This window comes from Pseudomonas sp. JH-2 (assembly GCF_036231725.1).
Classification (GTDB): Bacteria; Pseudomonadota; Gammaproteobacteria; order Pseudomonadales; family Pseudomonadaceae; genus Pseudomonas; species Pseudomonas delhiensis.
The window spans coordinates 35,388-54,931 of record NZ_JAZAQP010000010.1 but is presented as its reverse complement, the minus strand read 5'-3'; the positions used below and the strand labels follow the sequence as shown (position 1 = coordinate 54,931).

General features: G+C 66.4%; 25 protein-coding genes and 1 tRNA gene. 11 read left to right on the top strand and 15 right to left on the bottom strand.

Annotated elements, in window-relative coordinates:
* Positions 1-10: 10 nt before the first annotated feature.
* Positions 11-898, top strand: a complete 888-nt coding sequence (locus VV867_RS09655; protein WP_109936601.1) for a metal-dependent hydrolase — start codon at positions 11-13, stop codon at positions 896-898.
* Positions 899-1,226: 328 nt separating this feature from the next.
* Here VV867_RS09655 and rmuC read toward each other — a convergent pair whose 3' ends face one another.
* From rmuC to VV867_RS09635, 4 genes are all read right to left on the bottom strand, one after another.
* On the bottom strand, positions 1,227-2,591 hold the full coding sequence (gene rmuC, locus VV867_RS09650) for a DNA recombination protein RmuC (RefSeq protein WP_328566276.1): 1,365 nt from the start codon (positions 2,589-2,591) through the stop codon (positions 1,227-1,229).
* 526 nt (positions 2,592-3,117) lie between these two features.
* Positions 3,118-3,324 (bottom strand): hypothetical protein, encoded by a 207-nt coding sequence (locus VV867_RS09645; protein WP_089393106.1) that lies wholly within the window; start codon positions 3,322-3,324, stop codon positions 3,118-3,120.
* A gap of 75 nt (positions 3,325-3,399) precedes the next feature.
* Complete coding sequence (locus VV867_RS09640) at positions 3,400-4,170, bottom strand: RES family NAD+ phosphorylase (protein ID WP_328566236.1); 771 nt, start codon at positions 4,168-4,170, stop codon at positions 3,400-3,402.
* Positions 4,171-4,539 (bottom strand): antitoxin Xre/MbcA/ParS toxin-binding domain-containing protein, encoded by a 369-nt coding sequence (locus VV867_RS09635; RefSeq protein ID WP_043271094.1) that lies wholly within the window; start codon positions 4,537-4,539, stop codon positions 4,171-4,173.
* A gap of 289 nt (positions 4,540-4,828) precedes the next feature.
* Here VV867_RS09635 and VV867_RS09630 point away from each other — a divergent pair, with 289 nt between their 5' ends.
* Positions 4,829-5,269: an RcnB family protein gene (locus VV867_RS09630; RefSeq protein ID WP_109936597.1), complete on the top strand. Its 441-nt coding sequence runs from the start codon at positions 4,829-4,831 to the stop codon at positions 5,267-5,269.
* A 6-nt stretch (positions 5,270-5,275) separates the two neighbouring features.
* Here the strand turns inward: VV867_RS09630 and VV867_RS09625 are convergent, their stop codons facing one another.
* Positions 5,276-5,728 carry a hypothetical protein gene (locus tag VV867_RS09625; RefSeq protein WP_328566235.1) on the bottom strand — a complete coding sequence of 151 codons (453 nt, stop codon included), beginning with the start codon at positions 5,726-5,728 and terminating at the stop codon, positions 5,276-5,278.
* A gap of 128 nt (positions 5,729-5,856) precedes the next feature.
* Here VV867_RS09625 and VV867_RS09620 point away from each other — a divergent pair, with 128 nt between their 5' ends.
* The 3 genes from VV867_RS09620 to VV867_RS09610 all read left to right on the top strand — a co-directional run bounded on the left by VV867_RS09620 (position 5,857) and on the right by VV867_RS09610 (position 7,200).
* On the top strand, positions 5,857-6,339 hold the full coding sequence (locus VV867_RS09620; RefSeq protein ID WP_109936595.1) for a GreA/GreB family elongation factor: 483 nt from the start codon (positions 5,857-5,859) through the stop codon (positions 6,337-6,339).
* Between the two features lie 72 nt (positions 6,340-6,411).
* The gene (locus VV867_RS09615) at positions 6,412-6,753 is read left to right on the top strand and encodes a carboxymuconolactone decarboxylase family protein (RefSeq protein WP_089393110.1); all 342 of its coding nucleotides are present in this window, start codon (positions 6,412-6,414) and stop codon (positions 6,751-6,753) included.
* A 75-nt stretch (positions 6,754-6,828) separates the two neighbouring features.
* Complete coding sequence (locus VV867_RS09610; RefSeq protein ID WP_328566234.1) at positions 6,829-7,200, top strand: hypothetical protein; 372 nt, start codon at positions 6,829-6,831, stop codon at positions 7,198-7,200.
* Here VV867_RS09610 and VV867_RS09605 read toward each other — a convergent pair.
* Positions 7,188-8,237, bottom strand: a complete 1,050-nt coding sequence (locus VV867_RS09605) for a diguanylate cyclase (RefSeq protein WP_328566233.1) — start codon at positions 8,235-8,237, stop codon at positions 7,188-7,190. The genes VV867_RS09610 and VV867_RS09605 overlap by 13 nt on opposite strands.
* A 281-nt stretch (positions 8,238-8,518) precedes the next feature.
* Here VV867_RS09605 and VV867_RS09600 point away from each other — a divergent pair, with 281 nt between their 5' ends.
* The 3 genes from VV867_RS09600 to VV867_RS09590 all read left to right on the top strand — a co-directional run bounded on the left by VV867_RS09600 (position 8,519) and on the right by VV867_RS09590 (position 10,171).
* Positions 8,519-9,355: a 5'-nucleotidase, lipoprotein e(P4) family gene (locus tag VV867_RS09600; RefSeq protein ID WP_328566232.1), complete on the top strand. Its 837-nt coding sequence runs from the start codon at positions 8,519-8,521 to the stop codon at positions 9,353-9,355.
* 277 nt (positions 9,356-9,632) lie between these two features.
* Entirely contained in the window at positions 9,633-9,833 is a 201-nt protein-coding gene (locus tag VV867_RS09595; protein ID WP_139210215.1) for a hypothetical protein, read from the top strand.
* A 41-nt stretch (positions 9,834-9,874) separates the two neighbouring features.
* Entirely contained in the window at positions 9,875-10,171 is a 297-nt protein-coding gene (locus VV867_RS09590) for an immunity protein Tsi6 family protein (protein WP_275629126.1), read from the top strand.
* A gap of 77 nt (positions 10,172-10,248) precedes the next feature.
* On the opposite strand, the gene VV867_RS09585 is transcribed toward VV867_RS09590, so the two are convergent.
* The 7 genes from VV867_RS09585 to dapA form a co-directional block, all read right to left on the bottom strand.
* Positions 10,249-10,590: a type II toxin-antitoxin system RelE/ParE family toxin gene (locus VV867_RS09585; protein ID WP_328566231.1), complete on the bottom strand. Its 342-nt coding sequence runs from the start codon at positions 10,588-10,590 to the stop codon at positions 10,249-10,251.
* A gap of 6 nt (positions 10,591-10,596) precedes the next feature.
* Positions 10,597-10,845 carry a type II toxin-antitoxin system Phd/YefM family antitoxin gene (locus tag VV867_RS09580; RefSeq protein WP_275629125.1) on the bottom strand — a complete coding sequence of 83 codons (249 nt, stop codon included), beginning with the start codon at positions 10,843-10,845 and terminating at the stop codon, positions 10,597-10,599.
* A gap of 330 nt (positions 10,846-11,175) precedes the next feature.
* Positions 11,176-11,265: transfer RNA gene (locus tag VV867_RS09575), tRNA-Ser, on the bottom strand.
* Between the two features lie 95 nt (positions 11,266-11,360).
* On the bottom strand, positions 11,361-12,071 hold the full coding sequence (gene purC / locus VV867_RS09570) for a phosphoribosylaminoimidazolesuccinocarboxamide synthase (protein WP_009620599.1): 711 nt from the start codon (positions 12,069-12,071) through the stop codon (positions 11,361-11,363).
* A gap of 31 nt (positions 12,072-12,102) precedes the next feature.
* Positions 12,103-12,861: an MBL fold metallo-hydrolase gene (locus VV867_RS09565; protein WP_089393118.1), complete on the bottom strand. Its 759-nt coding sequence runs from the start codon at positions 12,859-12,861 to the stop codon at positions 12,103-12,105.
* Positions 12,800-13,996 carry an outer membrane protein assembly factor BamC gene (gene bamC / locus VV867_RS09560; RefSeq protein ID WP_089393119.1) on the bottom strand — a complete coding sequence of 399 codons (1,197 nt, stop codon included), beginning with the start codon at positions 13,994-13,996 and terminating at the stop codon, positions 12,800-12,802. The genes VV867_RS09565 and bamC overlap by 62 nt, the downstream gene beginning before the upstream one ends.
* A gap of 12 nt (positions 13,997-14,008) precedes the next feature.
* Positions 14,009-14,887 (bottom strand): 4-hydroxy-tetrahydrodipicolinate synthase, encoded by an 879-nt coding sequence (gene dapA / locus VV867_RS09555; RefSeq protein ID WP_089393120.1) that lies wholly within the window; start codon positions 14,885-14,887, stop codon positions 14,009-14,011.
* A gap of 171 nt (positions 14,888-15,058) precedes the next feature.
* Between dapA and VV867_RS09550 the strand changes: the two genes are divergently transcribed.
* Both VV867_RS09550 and VV867_RS09545 read left to right on the top strand, forming a co-directional pair.
* The gene (locus VV867_RS09550) at positions 15,059-15,616 is read left to right on the top strand and encodes a glycine cleavage system protein R (RefSeq protein ID WP_058072912.1); all 558 of its coding nucleotides are present in this window, start codon (positions 15,059-15,061) and stop codon (positions 15,614-15,616) included.
* Positions 15,617-15,643: 27 nt separating this feature from the next.
* Positions 15,644-16,117 (top strand): peroxiredoxin, encoded by a 474-nt coding sequence (locus VV867_RS09545; RefSeq protein ID WP_089393121.1) that lies wholly within the window; start codon positions 15,644-15,646, stop codon positions 16,115-16,117.
* Positions 16,118-16,325: 208 nt separating this feature from the next.
* Here VV867_RS09545 and VV867_RS09540 read toward each other — a convergent pair whose 3' ends face one another.
* Together VV867_RS09540 and VV867_RS09535 are read right to left on the bottom strand one after the other, a co-directional pair.
* Positions 16,326-17,405, bottom strand: a complete 1,080-nt coding sequence (locus VV867_RS09540) for an AI-2E family transporter (protein ID WP_328566230.1) — start codon at positions 17,403-17,405, stop codon at positions 16,326-16,328.
* Positions 17,406-17,455: 50 nt separating this feature from the next.
* On the bottom strand, positions 17,456-17,707 hold the full coding sequence (locus VV867_RS09535; protein WP_089393123.1) for a sulfurtransferase TusA family protein: 252 nt from the start codon (positions 17,705-17,707) through the stop codon (positions 17,456-17,458).
* Between the two features lie 203 nt (positions 17,708-17,910).
* Here VV867_RS09535 and VV867_RS09530 point away from each other — a divergent pair, with 203 nt between their 5' ends.
* Positions 17,911-19,347 carry a M48 family metalloprotease gene (locus VV867_RS09530; protein ID WP_109936544.1) on the top strand — a complete coding sequence of 479 codons (1,437 nt, stop codon included), beginning with the start codon at positions 17,911-17,913 and terminating at the stop codon, positions 19,345-19,347.
* Positions 19,348-19,544: the final 197 nt, after the last annotated feature.

Genomic DNA, 19,544 nt, shown 5'->3' with positions numbered 1-19,544 from the left:
GGCCCCGTCCATGACCGACCATCATCACCGCCTGGTGCAGCGCAAGGTGCAGTTCGACTACAGCGGCTCGCCGCTGCACTGGATCCCCGGCGAGGCCGAGGCCTCCCACGTCATCAACGTCATCCACATGATGCTGCCGGCCGGCGAGCTGTGGTTCTGCCGCCTGTACAACAAGGCCCTGCCCTTCGTGAAGGACGCGCGCATGCGCGACGACGTGCAGGGCTTCATCCGCCAGGAAGCGATGCATGCCCGCGCCCACTCCGGCGCCGTGGAGCGCTACCTGACGGTGCACGGCATCGACTCCAGCCGCTACCTGAAGGCCATGGACTACCTGTTCGAGCAGTTGCTCAGCGACACCCCGCTGGGGCTGCAGCTGTTCAACGAAAGGCCCTGGCTGCGCCGCTGGTGGATCGGCCAGCGCTGCGCCATAGTCGCCGCGGTCGAGCACTTCACCTGCGTGCTCGGCAAGTGGGTGCTGGAGGCCGAGGCGCTGGACCGCGCCGGCTCCGACCCGGTGCTGCTGGACCTGTTCCGCTGGCACGGCGCCGAGGAAGTGGAGCACCGCAACGTCGCCCACGACCTGCACGTGCACCTGGGCGGCAGCTTCGTCAGCCGCCAGCTGTGGATGCTCGTGGTCTGGCCGCTGATCATCTGGCTGTTCGCCTTCGGCACCCGCACCCTCGCCCGCCAGGACCCGAGCCTGGGCAAGCCACGCAGCTTCTGGCGCATCTGGCGCGACAGCGAGAAGCGCGGGTTGCTGCCCAGGATGTCCGCGGTGGGCGCCAGCTTCCTGCGCTACTTCAAGCCCTGGTACCACCCGGACCACGAGGCCAACACCCAGGAGGCCCTGGACTACCTGGCGAGCTCCCCGGCGGCGAGTCGGGCGGCTCGGGGTTGAGGGGAATTTCGGGTAATTCCGGGTAAGAGGAAGAGCACCCTCTCCCTAACCCTCTCCCTGAAGGGAGAGGGGACCGTTTCGGGTGTTTCGGCGTTAGCCGGAAGCGAAGTTGCAGGTTGAAACCATGCCCATCCGCCGGCACGGACAAGCCCCCTCTCCCTTCAGGGCGGGGCGCGCAGCCGAGGGCTGGGGAGAGGGAGCGGACTCAATCCTCGTGCCACAGCCTAGGGTTCGCGAGCAAGCTCGCTCCTACGAAAAGCGCAGCATCGTACGGCGGATAACCGCGAACGGTTATTCGCCCTACGGTTCGCACGGAGAAACGCTGGGACTACTTGCCCTCTTCCACCACCTGCGGCTCGTCGCCCAGCGCCCGCTCCAGCCAGTCGCCCGGCAGGCTCTTGCTGGCCCGGGCGCCGAGCAGCTTGACCTGCTCGGCGCGGCTGATCAGGTTGCCACGGCCCTCGCAGAGCTTGTTGCGCGCCGCCGCATAGGCCTTGTCCAGCTGCTGCAGGCGCGAGCCCATCTCGTCCAGGTCCTGGACGAAGAGCACGAACTTGTCGTACAGCGCGCCGGCGCGCTCGGCGATCTCGCGGGCGTTCTGCGTCTGCCGCTCCTGGCGCCAGAGGCTGTCGATCACCCGCAGGGTGGCCAGCAGGGTGGTCGGGCTGACGATCACGATGTTGCGCTCGAAAGCCTCCTGGAACAGGTTCGGCTCGGCCTGCAGGGCCACCGAGAAGGCTGCCTCCACCGGCATGAAGAGCAGCACGAAGTCCAGGCTGTGCAGGCCTTCCAGGCGCCGGTAGTCCTTGCCGGAGAGCCCCTTCACGTGGCTGCGCAGGGACAGCACGTGCTGCTTCAGCGCCTGCTGGCGGATCACCTCGTCCTCGCTGGCGACGAACTGCTGGTAGGCGGTGAGGCTGACCTTGGCGTCCACCACCACCTGCTTGTCGCCGGGCAGGCGGATCAGCACGTCGGGCTGGAAGCGCTCGCCATCGGCGGCGCGCAGGCTCACCTGGGTCTCGTACTCGCGGCCCTTCTCCAGGCCGGCATGCTCCAGCACGCGCTCCAGCACCAGTTCGCCCCAGTTGCCCTGGGTCTTCTGGCCCTTGAGGGCGCGGGTCAGGTTGGTCGCCTCCTCGCCCAGGCGCAGGTTGAGCTGCTGCAGGCGCTCCAGTTCCTTGCCCAGGGAGAAGCGCTCGCGGGCCTCTTGTTGATAACTCTCTTCCACACGCTTCTCGAAGGACTGGATGCGCTCCTTCAATGGGTCGAGCAACTGCCCCAGGCGCTGCTGGCTGGCCTCGGCGAAGCGCTGCTCGCGTTCCTCGAAGATCTTCCCGGCCAGCTCGGCGAACTGCGCGCGCAGCTCGTCGCGGGCCGCCTGCAGGTCGCCCAGGCGCTGCTGGTGGCCCTCCTGCTGCTCGCGCAGTTCGGCGGCCAGCGCGGCGCGCTCGGCGGACAGCCGGCGCAGCTCTTCCTCGCGGCCCTCGCGCTCGGCCTGCCAGTTGCGCTCGGCCTGCTGCTGGCGCTCGCGCTCGGCGCGGCCCAGGTCCACCTCGCGGCGCAAGGCCGCGGCCTCGCCGGCCAGTTCGCCATGACGGCCGCTCAGGCGCTGGAAGGCTTCGCGCTCGGCCTCCAGTTGCGCACCCAGGCCGTCCTGGGCCAGTTGCGCGGTGGCCAGGCGCTCGCGCAGCAGCACCAGTTCGCTCTCCTGCTCCACCGCGCGCTCGCGCAGGTGCCAGGCCAACCAGCCCAGCGGCAGCGCTGCGGCCAGCAGTCCGATCAGCAGGTTGGGCAGGTCGACGGGCATTGAGGCGCTCCAGGGCTGGCGGTCGCAGGAAAATTCGCGCCATGGTAGCAGCCGCGAGTGAGAATTCAGTGCAGCTTTTGCCGCAATGGCTCTTGACAACGCCAGAGGAAAGCAAGCGCTTGGGACAATCCACAGAAGCTGTGGATAACCTCGTGGATAAGGTGATGAAAACGTCTTATACGCCTTGCCCGCTGTGGCTGCAGCTTAGATTGGTGGTTTTTTCACCAATCCATAAAGTCATTTAAAATCAATAATTTACAAATGCTCGACGAAAAATCAAGCGCTTACGGAGGAATGTTTCCGGTGCTTGACAACAGCCCCCAACATTGTGCACAAGTCCGCGCCGGACAAGGGCAAACCGCCTCATTTCGGGGCATTCTGAAGGTGTTTTCAGGCAAGGCTCAGGGGCGAATCAGACGCATTCGCGGGCTCTGCGCCGACGTTCCTGGCGCGGGATGCTGGCCGCCTGGGCGGCAGGCGCGGCCCGGCCCAAGGACTCCAGCACGTGCTCGTACATGCGCTGCGCGGTGGGCCTGTCGGGGTACTGGAAGAAATACTGGTTGAGGTAGACGCGCCACTGTCGGCGGTCATGGGGATGGGCTTCCAGGCGAATGTCCATGGCGCACTCCGTTGCTTGGCCAGCGCCATAAGCTAGCGCGTTCGTCCCGCCCCGGGCGGGCAGGACGACGGACGGTCAGGCCGGGTGCGGCAGGTCGCCCTCGACCAGGAACCCCGCGCGCGGGAACAGCCGCGGCGCACCCGGCACCTGGGCGTGCTTGAAGGCCACGTAGTCGGCGGTGGTCTCGCAGAGCCAGGGCATGAGGTTGCGCGGGCGCTTGTCGACGAAGGCCGAAGGCACGAAGAGCGCGGCATTCAGCCCACCTTCCGGGCAGCGCGCCGAGCGGTATTCGAAGGCTTCCACCGCGGCGGCGCGCATGGCGCTGCCCAGCGCCTGGCTCAGGTGGTAGTCCCGCGGGTCCTGCAGGCGCCCGGCGTAGCGGTCGAAGGGCGGCGCCTGCAGGCGGATGCCCCGCTGCACCTGGAAACGCGCCTCGAAGGAAGCGTGCTCGGACAGGATGCGCCCGCTGGGCGGCGGGCTGGCCATGCCCTCCCAGAGCACGAAGCGGTAATAGGCCCCCTCGGCCATGGCCGTCTCCAGGCGCAGCGCGGCGTAGAACAGGCTGGGCTCGTGGCGCCGGCCGAAGCGCGAGCCCCAGCGCAGCGGCGGGTAGCGGAACGGTGTCTTCAGCAGGTAGTGCAGGGTTTCGCTGGAAGGCGGCAGGTGCGGCTTGCTGGTCTCGATCAGCTCTTCCAGCAGGGCCTGTTCTTCCAGGGTATCCACCAGTTGCAGGGTGGCGACCTGCTCCTGGCTTTCCACCAGGCGCACCAGCTTGCCCCGCAGCGGGGCGATGGCCTGCTCGCCCCGGCATTCGCGCCACAGCTCGGCGCCGGCGTCGGGCGCCATTCAGATCTTGCCCCGGATGGCGTCGAGGTACTCGACCACCTGCACCAAGCCCTGCACCTGCTCCATCCTCTGCAGGGGCACGCCGCTCAGGTGGCGGTTGGGGGTGCGCAGGAAGTGGCGCATGTCTTCCAGGTTGCCGCCGAACAGAGCGAAGAGCGCGCGGTACACGCGCACCAGCAGCAGCGCCAGTTCGCCGGTCTTGCTGCCCACCCGCAGGCCGCCGCTCTTCCAGCGGCTCACCGCGCTGCGATCGACGCCGACGATGGCGGCCAGCTCCTGCTGCGTCATGCCCAGTTGCTCACGGGCCGCCAGTACCGCCTTGGCCAGTACCAGGTCGGCCGACGGGGTTTCCCGGATGAGTGCGCTCATGCCGTACCTCTTTCGTGCATTTGATGCAAACATACCATCAAATGTGTAAACCACACAAAGCACCCTTCGCCGCGGCCCGTTCCGGTGGAGGCTGCGGGGCGATGTTCGGGCGGCCATGTATCAACGTCATGACAAAACCGACGCATTCTTTACCGGACCTTTACCCGGCATTGGCGTTTCTTGACCTGGCCGTGCGGTCTCATGAAATACCCGAACCGGCTGCGCCCGGTGCCGGGCTCGACCGATACGCAGTGCGCGCCGCATCCGGCGGCCGCACCAGGAGAACAGCATGAAGAAGACCGTCGCCCTGCTCTGTGCCGCCCTGATGCTTGGCAGCCCGCTGGCGAGTTTCGCCCAGCAGGGCCCCGGCCAGGACCACGGCCCGAACCGCCCGGATAACCGTCCGCAGCAGCACCAGCCGCAACATCAGCCGCAGAAAGGCCCCCAGGGCGGTCATTACCAGCAGGGCCGCCAGGGTCACGCCGACCCGCGCTACTACCGCGACCCGCACTTCCGCCCGCAGGCCGGCATGCCGGTACCGCATCGCGAATGGCGCCGTGGCGTGGTGGTGCAGCCGGTCTACCGCAGCGACCGCTACTGGGTCACCGACTGGCGCGCCCGTCACCTCTACGCGCCGCCGCGCGACCATCGCTGGCTGTACGTCAACGGCGACTACGTGCTGGTGGCCATCGCCACTGGGGTGATCGTCAACATCCTGGCCGGCTATTGAGGCGCCTCAGGCGCTGGTGCTGAGCAAGGCACCGGCGCCACCGCCGCCATTGCGGATCGCTTCGGCCAGCGCCGCCGCCGTGGCCTGCATGGCGGCGCTGGTACTGGCGATGCGGCTCTGCAGGGCCATCACGATCGTGGTGCGCTCGTTTTCCGAGGAATATTCCCGCGCCTGCGCCGCCGCCAACTCCTGCTGCTCCTGCTGCAACTGCTTCTGCAGCTGTTGCAGGCGCTTCTGCAACTGCTCGACGGCAACGCTGGAGCTGCCGCCACTTTCACCACCGCCGGCGGCCGCGCCCGCGCCCTGCTTGCCACCCGGGCTTGCGGAGGCGACGTTGCGGGTGGTCGTGGCACTGTCATCCTGGGCGACGCCGGTCGCCGTGCTGCCATCGTCGCTGCTGGCCGCTATCCGCAACGAGCCGGCGAAGGTCTGGCTGGAGGGCGTCAGGGAAAGGTTCATGCCCGAGGTTCCTTGTTCCGGGTGTTCTGCCCCTCTATCGACTGCCGTAGGCAAAACTTGAAAGACCATTCGCCGACACCAGGCAAAGGCCCTAGGATAGGCCCCTTCATGCCCAGACAGCCGTCACCATGGACAAGCAACGCGCCCACCAGTTGATCCTCCAGCGCCTCGACGCCGACCTCGAAGTCGCCGTCCGCGCCGCGCGCACCGCCCACGAGGCCGCCACCCACGAGGAAAACGTCGCCGAGAACAAGTACGACACCCTCGGCCTGGAAGCGGCCTACCTGGCCGCCGGGCAATCACGCCGGGTAGAGGAGATCCGCCAGGCGCTCGCCTCGTTCCAGGGCCTGGTGCTGCGCGACTTCGACGCCGAGCTGGGCATCCAGACCAGCGCCCTGGTCGAGCTGGCCGACCGCGACGACCGCCGCCGCTGGCTGTTCCTCGGCCCGGACGCCGCCGGCCTGAAGATCGCCCTGGACGGCCACGAGGTCCTGGTCATCACCCCGCGCTCGCCGCTGGGCGGCGCCCTGCTCGGCCGCCACCCCGGCGACGAGGTCGAGGTCGGCCAGGGCTCGGCGCGCCAGGCCTACGAGATCGTCGAGGCGTTCTGAGCGGGCCCGCCCGCAGACCGGCGCAACCCGGACTAAGCTGCATGGCCGTCAACCCGAAAAGGAGATGCCGCCATGCTGTTCAACTGGTCCGAATACGTTCCCGCGGTGAAGAAGGCCTTCGGCGCATTGGGCAAGAAGCATCCGAAGATGATCGCCGCCTACCAGGCGCTGGATGCCGCCGCGGCGGACGGCGACGCCCTGGACGCCAAGACCCGCGAACTGATCTCCCTGGCGGTGGCCATCACCACCCGCTGCGACGGCTGCATCGGCGTGCATGCCGAGGCCGCGCGCAAGGCCGGCGCCAGCGAGGCCGAAGTCGCCCAGGCGCTGGCCACGGCGATCGCCATGAACGCCGGCGCCGCCTACGTCTACTCGCTGCGCGCCCTGGAAGCCTTCGAGCAGCCGCAGGGCTGAGGTGCAGGCGCGGCCGAGGCTTTCTCCGGCGCGGGAATTGGGTTATCCATTGCATTCCCGCGCAATGGAGCCGCCATGTCCTCGCCCAGCCCCAGCTTCTGGAAACTCGCCCTCGGCATCGCCGCCGGCATCTGGCTGGGCTTCGTCGCCGTGGCCCTGAGCTGCGTGCTGCTCCTGCGCTTGTGGCACGGCGCGCCCCTGCCGTTGCCGGCGCGCCTGTCGCCGGCGCCGGCCACCACCCCGGCGCCCGGCCAGGATGCCAATGCGGCGATGTTCCAGCAGTACCTGGAGAACCAGCGCAAGGCCCAGGCCGAGCAAGGCCGGCAGGTCGAGCAGAGCGAGCGTGAGCGGCGCTTCAACAGCGCGCCCTGCCAGTTCTGGCGCCAGCAGTACCAGGCCGACCCCAGCGAGAAGAACCGGCTGAAGATGGACGGCTACTGCGGCTGAGGCTCGGCGCCCACCACCTGGTTGCGGCCCTGGTGCTTGGCCCGGTACAGCGCCTTGTCCGCCTCGCCCAGCCAGGCGCTGGCATCCACCTGGTAAGGGCTGTAGGACGCCACGCCGATGCTCAGGCCGACGGACAGGTCCGCCGCCAGCTGGTAGTGCTTCTCGGCGAAGCCCTGGCGCAGGCGCTCCATGATCTCCACCGCCAGCACCTGGGTGGTGCCGGGCAGGATCACGCAGAACTCGTCGCCGCCATAGCGCCCCGGGGTGTCGGTGTCGCGCAGCGAATGGGTGAGCAGGTGGCTGAGCTCGGTGATGACCATGTCGCCCAGCACGTGACCGAAGCGGTCGTTGATGCCCTTGAAGTGGTCGATGTCGATCAGCGCCACGCTGGTCCGGGTGTGCTGCTGGCGGCATTTCTGGAATTCGCTCTCCAGCTGGTCCATCCAGGAACCATGGTTGAGCAGCCCGGTGAGGCTGTCGGTGCGGCTGACCGCGCGCAACGCCTGCTTGTGCTCGGACAGGCGCCTGGCCAGGCTGTAGCTCACGCCGCCCACCGCCAGCGGGTAGACCACCAGCATCGGCAGGCAGGCGTACACCTGCAGCGGCGTGGCCACGGCGCTGAAGGCGATGCCGAAGCACAGCCAGGCCAGCAGCACGCCCAGCAGCTGCGCCACGCACCCCATCAGGAAGAAACGCAGGCCGCCGGCGGCGATGTTGTCCATCGCCATCATCGACAGGATGGTCACGCTCGGCAGCGGGTTGAGCTGCATGGCCCCGGCCCAGAAGCCGCCGAACAGCGAATCCAGCAGGAGGTTGCGCCGCTCCGCCTGGTACGGCGCCCGCGACAGGCGCGCCAGTTGGTAGGCCAGGTGCGGCCAGAGGAAACCGTTGGCCACCAGCAGCCCCCAGGCCCAGCTCGGCCGCTGCAACGGCGCCAGCGCCGCCGCCACGCAGAAGAAGCCGATGCCCAGGCCGATCATGCGCGGCAGATAGATGCGCCTGGCGAAAGACAACCCCTTACCGACCACAGCACCCATACATCATCCTGATCCAGGCATCTGGTAGATGCACGCTAGCAGATCGGCGGGAAAGCGCCTACGTGCATTGGCGGCAATTTGACATTATTTCTGCCCGGCGCCATCCCCAGGCGGCAACGCCAATCCCATGGCGCATCGGGGATGCGGGCATCGCCCGAATTCCTTCCGCAACCACGCCAACTCCTTACGGATATGCGTCGCCCCGATTGAGGCCCGCCCCCGCCTGGGGTATGAGAACCCCAGTCCCGCCGCCACGGCGCGGAGCCACAAGGAACGTCACCATGCCCAATCCAAGAACGACAATCGCCGCAGCCATGCTCTTGCTCGCCGCGCCCTTCCAGTTGGCGCTGGCCGACACGGCGAACACCGGCACCGCCTCGCCCAACCTGCTGACCGCCGCCGTCGCCTGGCGGCAGACGGCCGCCGAGTACCGCGCCCTGTACTACCAGGGCTTCAACCTGGCCAAGCTGCGCCTGGACCAGGCGCTGGCCGAACGCAAGCCCGGCGCCAGGCCGCCGGCGATCATCAGCGACCTCGACGACACCATCCTCAGCAGCAACAGCTACTGGGGTGCCCTGCTCAGCCAGGGCAAGGACTTCTTCGACGACGCCCTCTGGGACCGCTGGGTAGCCGCCAACGGCCCCACCCTGACGCCCGGCGCGCTGGACTTCCTCGATTATGCGAAGTCCCGGGGCGTGGAAATCTTCTACGTCTCCAGCCGCGACCAGGGCGACAGGACCGACGAATACGCCCTGAACAACCTGCGCCCCCTGCAGGTGCCCTTCGCCGACAAGGAACACGTCACCATCCTGCGTGAAAGCTCCAACAAGGAACCCGCGCAGAAAGCCATCGCCGAACGCTACGACGTGCTGCTGATGCTGGGCGACAACCTCAACGACTTCAAACGCCGCTACTACGTCGACGACGCCAGCCAGCGCGCCGCCCTGCTGGACGAGGACCGCGCCCAGTTCGGCGACAGATTCATCCTCTTCCCCAACCCCACCGACGGCCACTGGATGAAAGCGATCTTCGGCGAATCGGAACCCGCCGACACCCCGGCCAACCGCGCCAAGTTCCGCGCGGCGGCGGCTTCGGGGGCGTGGAAGGTGCAGGACTGAGGGTTGCGCGGGAAGCAGTCCAGCAAGAGCAGGAGTCCTGAGTGTGCGGAACGCGCCTCAGGGCTCAGCTGTTCTGCATACGGATCGAAGCCATGCCTTTCCTACAAATCAACAGGAAGGCGCCTGCATACCGGTCCATTACGCTGAAGAGAAAAATGCCCATGAGTCGAGGGGTTGTACAGTTTCGAAGTGCACCCGGTATCAGGAACAACCCCGGCCTGTATGATCGAACCATGCCGCCAGGCGCATGACGAGCCATGACATGGAGGGCCTACGTGTGAAGGACCGTATCCTGCTGATTCTTGCGAGCCTGCTGGCGGCCGGGCTCGCCTGGGCATTCTTCCATTACCTCGGGCAGAACGCCTGGTCTCTCTTTTCGGCTGCACTCATCATAGCCCTGGGCTGCCAGAACATCCGGTTGCAGCGAAAGCTCAAGGCACTGAGGTCCGATGCGGATTCGCAATCGCGTGACATCTGAATCAATTGCCCCTTCCATCCACTGATAGCACCGGGAACCCCATGAAACCCACAACCCCCCTCGCCTATGTGCAGAGGGCGATCGATCTCACAGCGGAGCGGAACAAGGCCTGCCCGCGCAACCCAATGCATGGAACGTTGCTTGACCAACTCGATTATGTAAAAGCCGTATTCGAAGGGCGGGAACAGGACAAATCCAAACTTCCCCAACTCAGCATCGGTGCCATTGCATCGAAGGAATTCGAAGAAAACGATCCAGAACTAGCCAGGGCCCTGAAGGACGCTTATTACGTGGCCATACAGTCGGCCCGCGGCTTGAAGATTCAGCTACCCGATTGACTGGCGATGTTTCAGCCAGGGCGGCACATGAATACAGATAGCCTCAAACACGATTTGCTTTCGACAGGGGTCGAAGGTCAGATCCCGATCAGGCAGTAGCGGATAAGCGCGGCTTCGACATCCTGCTTCTGCCGTAGAACCAGCTCGACGGCAATAGCCTTGTCGCGTTCGAACACCTCGTAGAACACGCGGTATCCGTCGTGGTTGAGCTCTCGGTAACGAGTAATCCCGAAGTCGCTCGCCTGGCGGCTGACCGGATAACCCACGGGAGCGACCTGCAGCTTCGTCAGGATGGTGTCGATCAATGCATCGATCTTGGCCGCAGCGGTTTCGGCGGCATGGTGCTCCGCCAGGTGGTCTTCCTGGTCTTGGAGACTGAAGGCTGCGGTCTCGGTGAAGCGAACATCGAGTCCCGTCATTGGCGCTTACTGCTGTGCGCGCCTTTTGGCCAGGCGGGCCTTCAGCTCATCAACGGAGCAATGCTTGCCTTCGGTGTACTCACGCGAGCCCATGGCAAGCAGCTTGACCAAGGCAATCGCCTGGTCGCGACGCTTGTGCTCCGCGTAGGACTCCACCACCAGGGTGGGCACGCCGTTCTGTGTAACGACCATGGGCTCGTCAAGCTCCAGGTCCGCAGCGTGTCGCTTCAAATAGCTGATTGTCTCGACCCGCATGGGCAGGCCTCCTCACAGAGAGCGCCGAGATATTCGGACTGTGCAGCGCAAATGATGCCTGGCGAGCATGGGAAAACGATCTTCCCAATGAAGCTGGCCGGGATGAAGTGGCAGCGTAGTCTGAATTCAGACCGAATAGCAACCACAGCCAGGCCTGGCGATCATGTCATAGGCCGCCTGGTTTCTCTGGCAATGGGATTCCGAAACTCGGTATGGAGGGATCAGGAGGGATTTGGGACACGAGCCCGTCCTAAAACTGTCCTAAACGGATCCCGGAAAAGACAAAGCCCCTGAAACGCTAAGCATTTCAGGGGCTTTGGCCATATGTAATGGCGGAGAGATAGGGATTTGAACCCTAGGAGCCATTGCTGACTCAACGGATTTCGAATCCGTCCCGTTCGACCACTCCGGCATCTCTCCGTGCGGCGCGCATCATACCAGCTTGATTGGCGAACGCGAAGCCTTCTTTAGAGAAATTTTCGCGTGCTATCAGATGCTTGCGCGCCTGGAACGGGTCAGAGCGGTACGCCCAGGCGCTGCGCCACTTCCTCGTAGGCCTCGATTACGCCGCCCAGGCCCTGGCGGAAGCGGTCCTTGTCCATCTTCTTGCGGGTTTCCTTGTCCCACAGGCGGCAGCCGTCGGGGCTGAATTCGTCGCCCAGGACGATCTGGCCGTGGAACACGCCGAATTCCAGCTTGAAGTCCACCAGCAGCAGGCCGGCGTCGTCGAACAGCTTGCTCAGCACTTCGTTGACCTTGAAGGAGTAGGCTTTCATCTGCGCCAACTGTTCCAGGGTCGCCCAGCCGAAGGCCTGGACGTGGGATTCGTTGATGAAGGGGTCGCCCAGGGCGTCGTTCTTCAGGAACAGCTCGAAGGTCGGCGGGTTGAGCTGCAGGCCCTCTTCCACGCCCAGGCGGCGCACCAGGCTGCCGGCGGCGTAGTTGCGCACCACGCACTCGACCGGAATCATCGCCAGCTTCTTCACCAGCACTTCGTTGTCGGCCAGCAGCTTGTCGAACTGGGTCGGGATGCCCGCTGCTTCCAGCTTCTGCATGATGAAGGCGTTGAACTTGTTGTTCACCATGCCCTTGCGGTCCAGCTGCTCGATGCGCTTGCCGTCGAACGCCGAGGTGTCGTTGCGGAACAGCAGGACGAGGCGGTCGGGGTCGTCGGTGGTGTAAACCGATTTGGCCTTGCCGCGATAGAGTTCTTCGCGTTTTTCCATGATGGGCTCCGCTTGCTAGGTTGGAAGGGGGTCAGGCGATCTCGCGCCAGTCCAGCCCCGAATGCTGATCGGCTACCTGCAGCCAGTCCGGGTCGCACCCGAGGGTGTCGACGAAACATTGCCGGGCCAGTTGCGGCGTATTGTTCTTTTCGCTGAGGTGGGCCAGCACCAGGTGCTGCAGCCCTTCCCAGCCCAATTCCGCGACGAACTGCGCGGATTGCTGGTTGTTAAGGTGTCCCCACTGGCCGCCCACGCGGACCTTCAGCGGGTAGGGATAGGGGCCGCGCGCCAGCATGTCGCTGTCGTGGTTGGCCTCCACCACCAGGGCATCCAGGCCACGATAGCACTCCAGTACCTCGGCGGTGACGCTGCCCAGGTCGGTGAGCTGGCCGAAACGCCGCCGGCCATCGGAAATCACGTATTGCAACGGCTCGCGGGCATCGTGGGCCACGCCCACCGCGGTCACTTCCAGGCCCTTGAGCTGCAGGCGCTGGCCGGCCTTGAGCAGGCCCGCCGGCTGCAGCGGCTTGCGCAGCCCGCGCAGGGTGCCGTCGCTGAGGTACACGGGCGTACCGTAATGCCGAGCCAGCAGTTCGACGCCGTGGACATGATCGGAATGCTCGTGGGTCACCAGGATGGCGTCCAGCTCGCCGGGTTGTACACCCAGGCGAGCCAGACGTTTCAGGGTTTCACGCAGCGGAAAGCCGCAATCGATCAGTACCCGGGTGTCAGAACTGGTCACCAAGGCCGAATTGCCCCGGCTTCCGCTCCCCAGGACCGCGAAACGCATTGCGCATGCTCTCTTGAAGTTTTTCCAGGACGCTCTGCGCGACGTCGGCCGGCGCGGAAGTGTTGATGTCCTTGTCGAGGGTGACCTGCACCGTGTTGCTCACGGTGGTCAGGCGCACCTGGTAGCGCTGCGCCTTGGCGTCTTCCTCGGCCTTGGCCTTCTCTTCGCTGGCGCCGAACAGGCGGCTGAAGAAGCCGGGCTTCTTCGCTTCCTCGAGCTTCTTCGCGCCCTCGGCGACGTTCACGTAGTAAACGCCCAGGCTGCGGTTGAGGTCGTCGACGCGGATATCGGCGCGTTCCAGGGCGCGGCCGACGCTGACCCAGGCGCGGTCGAAGTCGGAGTCGAGGGTCAGCATCGGGTTGCCGTTGCCGTCCTTCTCCAGGTTCACGCTGCCGGGGGTGTCGTAGGTGGAATGCGCGGCCAGCAGCGACACCGAACCGCCCTTCTCGGCGCTGGTGGACATGTTGGCGAGCATTTCGTCGAGCAGCGCGGCGTCCAGCGCCGGCACCGCCGGCTTGCTCGGCCAGTCGGCGCTGGCGCTGCTGCCGGCCGGACGGGTTTCGCTGAGGACGTAGACTTCGCTGGTGTTGGTCTGCACGCCCGGCTCGATGCGCACGCGCACGCGTGCCTCGCTGCTCGGGTCGACGCCGGCGACGCGGCTGCCCAGGCGGCGGGCCAGGGGCGCGGAGAGCTGCGTCAGCGGCTGCCAGTTGGTGGAGAACTCGCCGGTCTGCGGGCGCTCGTCGGCGAAGGAGAAGCCGTTGTCCTGGAAGAACTGGTGGGCCACCGGCCAGACTTCCGCCGGCGGGCGCTGGGCGATCAGCCAGCGCGAGTCGCCGCTCTTCTGCAGGCTGTAGTCGCTGGAGCTGGCGGCGTTGGCCAGGGGTACCGGGCGCGGCACCTCGAACTCGCCGGCCTTCTCGTGGCTGTCGGCGATGTTCATCGGGATCGGCAGCAGCGGGTCGAGCTGCTTGCTCTGCAGCCCTTCGGGCACCTTCATCGGCCCGGTCTGCCGGGAATCCAGGTAGTCGGTGCCACGGTCACGGAAATAGCCATCCTTGCCCCACAGCCAGCCGCAGCCGGAAGTGTTGCCGATGACCAGGGCGAGCGCGGTCAGTCCTGCCAGTCGCTTCATGCGCGATGCTCCTCAGGCCAGCACGCCGGTCTGGCGCATGGCCTGACGCAGCGGCTCGTGGCAACGGGGGCTGAGCCAGGTCAGGGGCAGGCGGATGCCCTCGGGGATCAGGCCCATCTCGTGCAGGGCCCATTTCACCGGAATGGGGTTGGATTCGATGAACAGCGCCTTGTGCAGCGGCATCAGGCGGTCGTTGATGGCGCGCGCGGCGGCGGCGTCACCGCGCATGGCGGCGGCGCACAGCTCGCTCATGGCGCGCGGGGCGACGTTGGCGGTCACCGAGATGTTGCCCTTGCCGCCCATCAGCATCAGCTCGACGGCGGTGGCGTCGTCGCCGGAGTAGACCAGGAAGTCCTTGCCGACGCGGTCCAGCACTTCCTTGCCGCGCTGCAGGTCGCCGGTGGCTTCCTTGATGCCGATGATGTTCGGCACCTTGGACAGGCGCTCGACGGTCTCCGGCAGCATGTCGCAGGCGGTGCGGCCGGGCACGTTGTAGAGGATCTGCGGGATGGCGACGGCTTCGGCGATGTGGCGGAAGTGCTGGTACAGGCCTTCCTGGGTCGGCTTGTTGTAGTACGGGGTGACCAGCAGGCAGGCGTCGGCGCCGCCGCTCTTGGCCGCCTCGGTCAGCTCGACCGCCTCGCGGGTGGAGTTGGCGCCGGTACCGGCGATCACCGGGATGCGGCCCTTGACCTGGTCGACCACGCGGCGGATGACCTCGAGGTGCTCGGCCACGTCGAGGGTCGCCGACTCACCGGTGGTGCCGACGGCGACTATGGCGTTGGTGCCTTCCTGCAGGTGGAAGTCCACCAGCTTGGCAAGGCTGTCCCAGTCCAGTCGACCCTGAGCATCGAAGGGGGTGACCAGCGCCACCATACTGCCCGCAATCATGCAACCGCTCCTGCCGGAAAAAGAAAGCCGTAATGGTACTGGTGCCACCTGCCTTTCACAAGCTGAGCGCGGCGCGCGGCGCACGCCGGACATTCCCCTGGCGGCCGCTTTTCGCTACCCTTTCCCCTTTGTCGACGCGGCCCTCTTGGCCGCCCATCCCAGGAAAGCTGCATGTCCGCCTCACACCCCCGTGAACAATTCCTGCTGATCAGTGCCCTGGGGCCCAACCCCATGGAGCTGACCAGCGTGCTCTGCCGCACCTGCGTGGACAACCGCTGCTCGGTCGTCAGCAGCCGCCTGACCCGCCATGGCGAGTTCAGCGCGCTGGTGCTCCAGGTATCCGGCAGCTGGGACGCCCTGGCCCGCCTCGAGGGCGGCCTGCCGGCGCTGGCCAAGCGCCACGCCTTCACCCTCAGCGTCACCCGCAGCAACGCCCACGTCACCCGCGCCCAGGCCCTGCCCTACGTGGCGTACGTCAGCGCGGTGTACCGCCCGGACATCCTCAACGAACTGTGCCAGTTCTTCATCGACCACAACATCGAGCTGGAGAACCTCACCTGCGACACCTACCAGGCGCCGCACACCAACACCAGCATGCTCAACGCCACCATCACCGTGACGCTGCCGGCCGGCACCCAGATCAGTTGGCTGCGCGACCAGTTCCTCGATTTCGCCGACGCCCTGAACCTGGACGCGCTGATCGAGCCCTGGCGCCCGCAGCACCCCTAAGGCCCCATTGTTCCCAAGGAGAGCCCCATGGCTGTCGAACTCGACAAACCCGTCGCCGATTTCCAGGCCCCGGCCACCAGCGGCCAGCAGGTGCAGCTCTCGGCCCTGAAGGGCCGGCAGGTGGTGCTGTACTTCTACCCCAAGGACAGCACCCCGGGCTGCACCACCGAAGGCCAGGGCTTCCGCGACAAGATCGAGGCCTTCGCCAAGGCCAACACGGTGATCTTCGGCGTGTCCCGCGACGGCCTGAAGTCCCACGAGAACTTCAAGGCCAAGCAGTGCTTCCCCTTCGAGCTGATCAGCGACAAGGACGAGGCGCTGTGCCAGCTGTTCGACGTGATCAAGCTGAAGAAGCTCTACGGCAAGGAATACCTGGGCGTGGACCGCAGCACCTTCCTGATCGACGCCAAGGGCGTGCTGCGCCGCGAGTGGCGCGGGGTCAAGGTGCCCGGCCACGTCGACGAGGTGCTCGGCGCCGCGCAGGAACTGGCCAAGGCCTGATCCCGCCGCCCATGAAAAAGGCCGCTTTCCAGGCTGTGTGAAAACCCGAGCGGCTCTTCGAAGAGAGCGTTCCTACGTGAAATCTGAAGAGGCTTGGCTATTCAGCCAATCCAGAATCCGCGTAGAAACGCGAAATCCAGGTTGTTTTTTAACCAGCGGGACCGATCCTGAGGTTTTCACACAGCCTGTTTCGAGCGGCCTTTTTCGTTCACATCATCGGGCTGACCTGGGGCTGCGGCTCCGCCTGTCGCGGCCAGGCGTCGAGCACCGCCTTGACCAGGGTGGCCAGGGGGATGGCGAAGAACACCCCCCAGAAGCCCCACAGGCCGCCGAACAGCAGCACCGCGCAGATGATCGCCACCGGGTGCAGGTTCACCGCCTCGGAGAACAGCAGCGGCACCAGCACGTTGCCGTCCAGCGCCTGGATCACCGCGTGGGCGGCCATCAGGTAGATGAACTGGTCGCTCCAGCCCCACTGGAACAGGGCGATCAGCGCCACCGGCACGGTAACCACCACCGCGCCTATGTAGGGCACCACCACCGACAGGCCGACCAGCAGGGCCAGCAGCGCCGCGTAGTTCAGGCCCAGGGCGACGAAGGCCACGTAGGTGACGCCGCCGGTGATGATGATCTCGATCACCTTGCCGCGGATGTAGTTGGCGATCTGCTTGTCCATCTCCGCCCACACCTGCTTCATCAGCCCGCGCTCGCGCGGCAGGTAGCTGCGGAACCAGTTGTAGAAGCGCCGGCGGTCCTTGAGGAAGAAGAACACCAGGATCGGCACCAGCACCAGGTAGATCATCACGTTGACCACCACCGGCAGGCCCGACAGGGAGAAGGTCAGCGCCCACTGGCCGAGCTGGCCCAGCTCGCTGCGCGCGGTCTCGATCAGGCGCAGCACCTGCTCCTCGGTGACCATCGCCGGGTAGCGCTCGGGCAGCATCAGCAGCACCGACTGCCATTCGCCGAACATCCGCGGCAGCTCGTTGAACAGGGTGAACAGCTGCTTCCAGACCAGCGGCACCAGCACCAGCAGGAACAGCGCGAGCATGCCCAGGAACAGCGCGTAGACCAGCCACAGGGCGAACAGCCGCGGCACCCGCAGGCGTTCCAGGTGGCCCTGCAGGCCCTTGATCAGGAAGGCGATGACCATGGCCGCGAGCACCGGCGCGAGCATGCTGCCGAAGGCCAGGATGACGGTGAAGCCAAGGGCCAGGATGACCGCCAGCACCACTGCTTCCTCGTCGGAAAAGTAGCGCTGCATCCAGCCTTGCAGAACTTTGAGCATCGGGGTTCCTGCGATCGATGAGGGCGCCGTCCCGGGCGCCCCGGGGCGGGCTATTTCTTGCGCAACCAGTAGCGGTACAGGCCGTCTTCGACCTCTTCGCGCAGCAACTGGTGCCCGGCCAACTGGGCGAAGGCGCGGAAATCGCGCTGCGAGCCGGCGTCGGTGGCCGTCACCTTGAGCACCTGGCCACTGGCCAGGCGGTTGAGTTCCAGCTTGGCCTTGAGCAGGGGCAAGGGACAATTGAGACCGCTGGCGTCCAGTTCCGCGTCACAAGAGATTTCAGCGGACGAGACAGAAGGCATGGCGAACACTCCGCAGTGGGCGCTCAAGAATACCGAATCCGTTGGAAAACTGCCCGGCCCGCGGCTTTAAGCAAACCTTCATGCGCGCGGGCTACAACGAACCATCGGGCCCGTGCCCGGCCACGCGGCCAGCGTCCGCCAACCTAGGCAGTGGCGACGGCCTGCGGCTAAAGTAGAGGCTTTCCCGGATCGAGCCCTTGTACATGAAAGTACTGCGCCCCGCCCTGCTGTCGCTTGCCTGCCTGCTGGCCATGCCCACCCTGGCCGACGACCTGCCCGCCCTGGGCGACGCCAGCTCGTCCATCGTCTCGCCGGAGCAGGAGTTCCAGCTCGGCCGCGCCTGGCTGAGCATGCTGCGCAACCAGGTCGACTCGATCAACGACACCCAGCTCAAGGACTTCGTCGAAAGCAGCGTCTACCGCCTGGCGGAAACCAGCGACCTGCAGGACCACCGCCTGGCCTTCATCCTGATCAAGGACCCGCAGATCAACGCCTTCGCCGCCCCCGGCGGCGTCATCGGCGTCAACGGTGGCCTGTTCCTCTACGCCCAGACCGAAGGCGAGTACGCCGCGGTGCTGGCCCACGAACTCGGCCACCTGATCCAGCGCCACTTCGCCCGTGGCCTGGAAGCGCAGAAGCAGATGCAACTGCCGGTGATGGCGGCGATGCTCGCCGGCATCGTGGCCGCCGCGGCGGGCGCCGGGGACGCCGGCATCGCCGCCATCGCCTCGACCCAGGCGGCGGCGATCCAGAACCAGCTGCGCTTCTCCCGGCAGAACGAACAGGAAGCCGACCGCGTCGGGGTGACCAACATGGTCCGCGCCGGCTACGACCCGCGCTCCATGCCGACCATGTTCGAGCGCCTGGCGCGGCAGTACCGCTACGACGCCCGGCCGCCGGAATTCCTCCTCACCCACCCGGTGACCGACTCGCGTATCGCCGACACCCGCAACCGCGCCGAGCAGTACCCGCAAGGCGGCAAGGAAGACTCGCTGCGCTACCAGCAGATGCGCGCCCGCGTGCAGCTGCTCTTCGAGGAAACCCCGGGCATCGCCGGCAAGCGCTTCCGCGCCATGCTCGACGACAACCCCAAGCTCGACGCCGCGCGCTACGGCCTGGCGCTGTCGCAGATCCGCGTCGGCCAGCTCAACGATGCCCGCGCCACCCTCCAGCAACTGCTGGCCAAGGCCCCCAACGACGTGCCCTACAACCTGGCCCAGGTCGACCTGGACATCACCTCGAACAAGCTCGGCGACGCCCTCGCCCGGGTGCAGCGCCTGCTCGGCCAGTACCCCGGCAACTACCCGCTGATCCAGGCCCAGGCCGACATCCTGATCAAGCAGAACAAGGCCGCCGACGCCGAGAAGATCCTGCTCAAGCTGAGCCAGGACCGCCCACTGGACCCGGACGTCTGGAGCCGCCTGGCCGACGCCCGCACCATCGACGGCAACGCCATCGGCGTGCACCAGGCCCGCGCCGAGTACCTGGCGCTGACCGGCGACTACCCCTCGGCCATCGAGCAGCTGGACTTCGCCAAGCGCCGCGCCGGCGGCAACTTCACCCTGGCGGCCAAGCTGGACGCGCGCCAGCAGGCGTTCCGCGAGCAGGAGAAGATCCTCAAGGAAATGATGCGCGGTTAACCGGCCTGGCGGCCGGATCGCGGTCGTAGGAGCGATTGCGGGCTCTTTGTAGGAGCGGACCTTGTCCGCGATAGCCGGACGTCCCGGCGCGATTCGCGGATGAGATCCGCTCCTACGCAACCCCACCCGCGCCATTCCCCTGTAGGAGCGGGCCCTGCCCGCGATTCGCGCGCAGGGCGCGCTCCTACAGTAAAAGA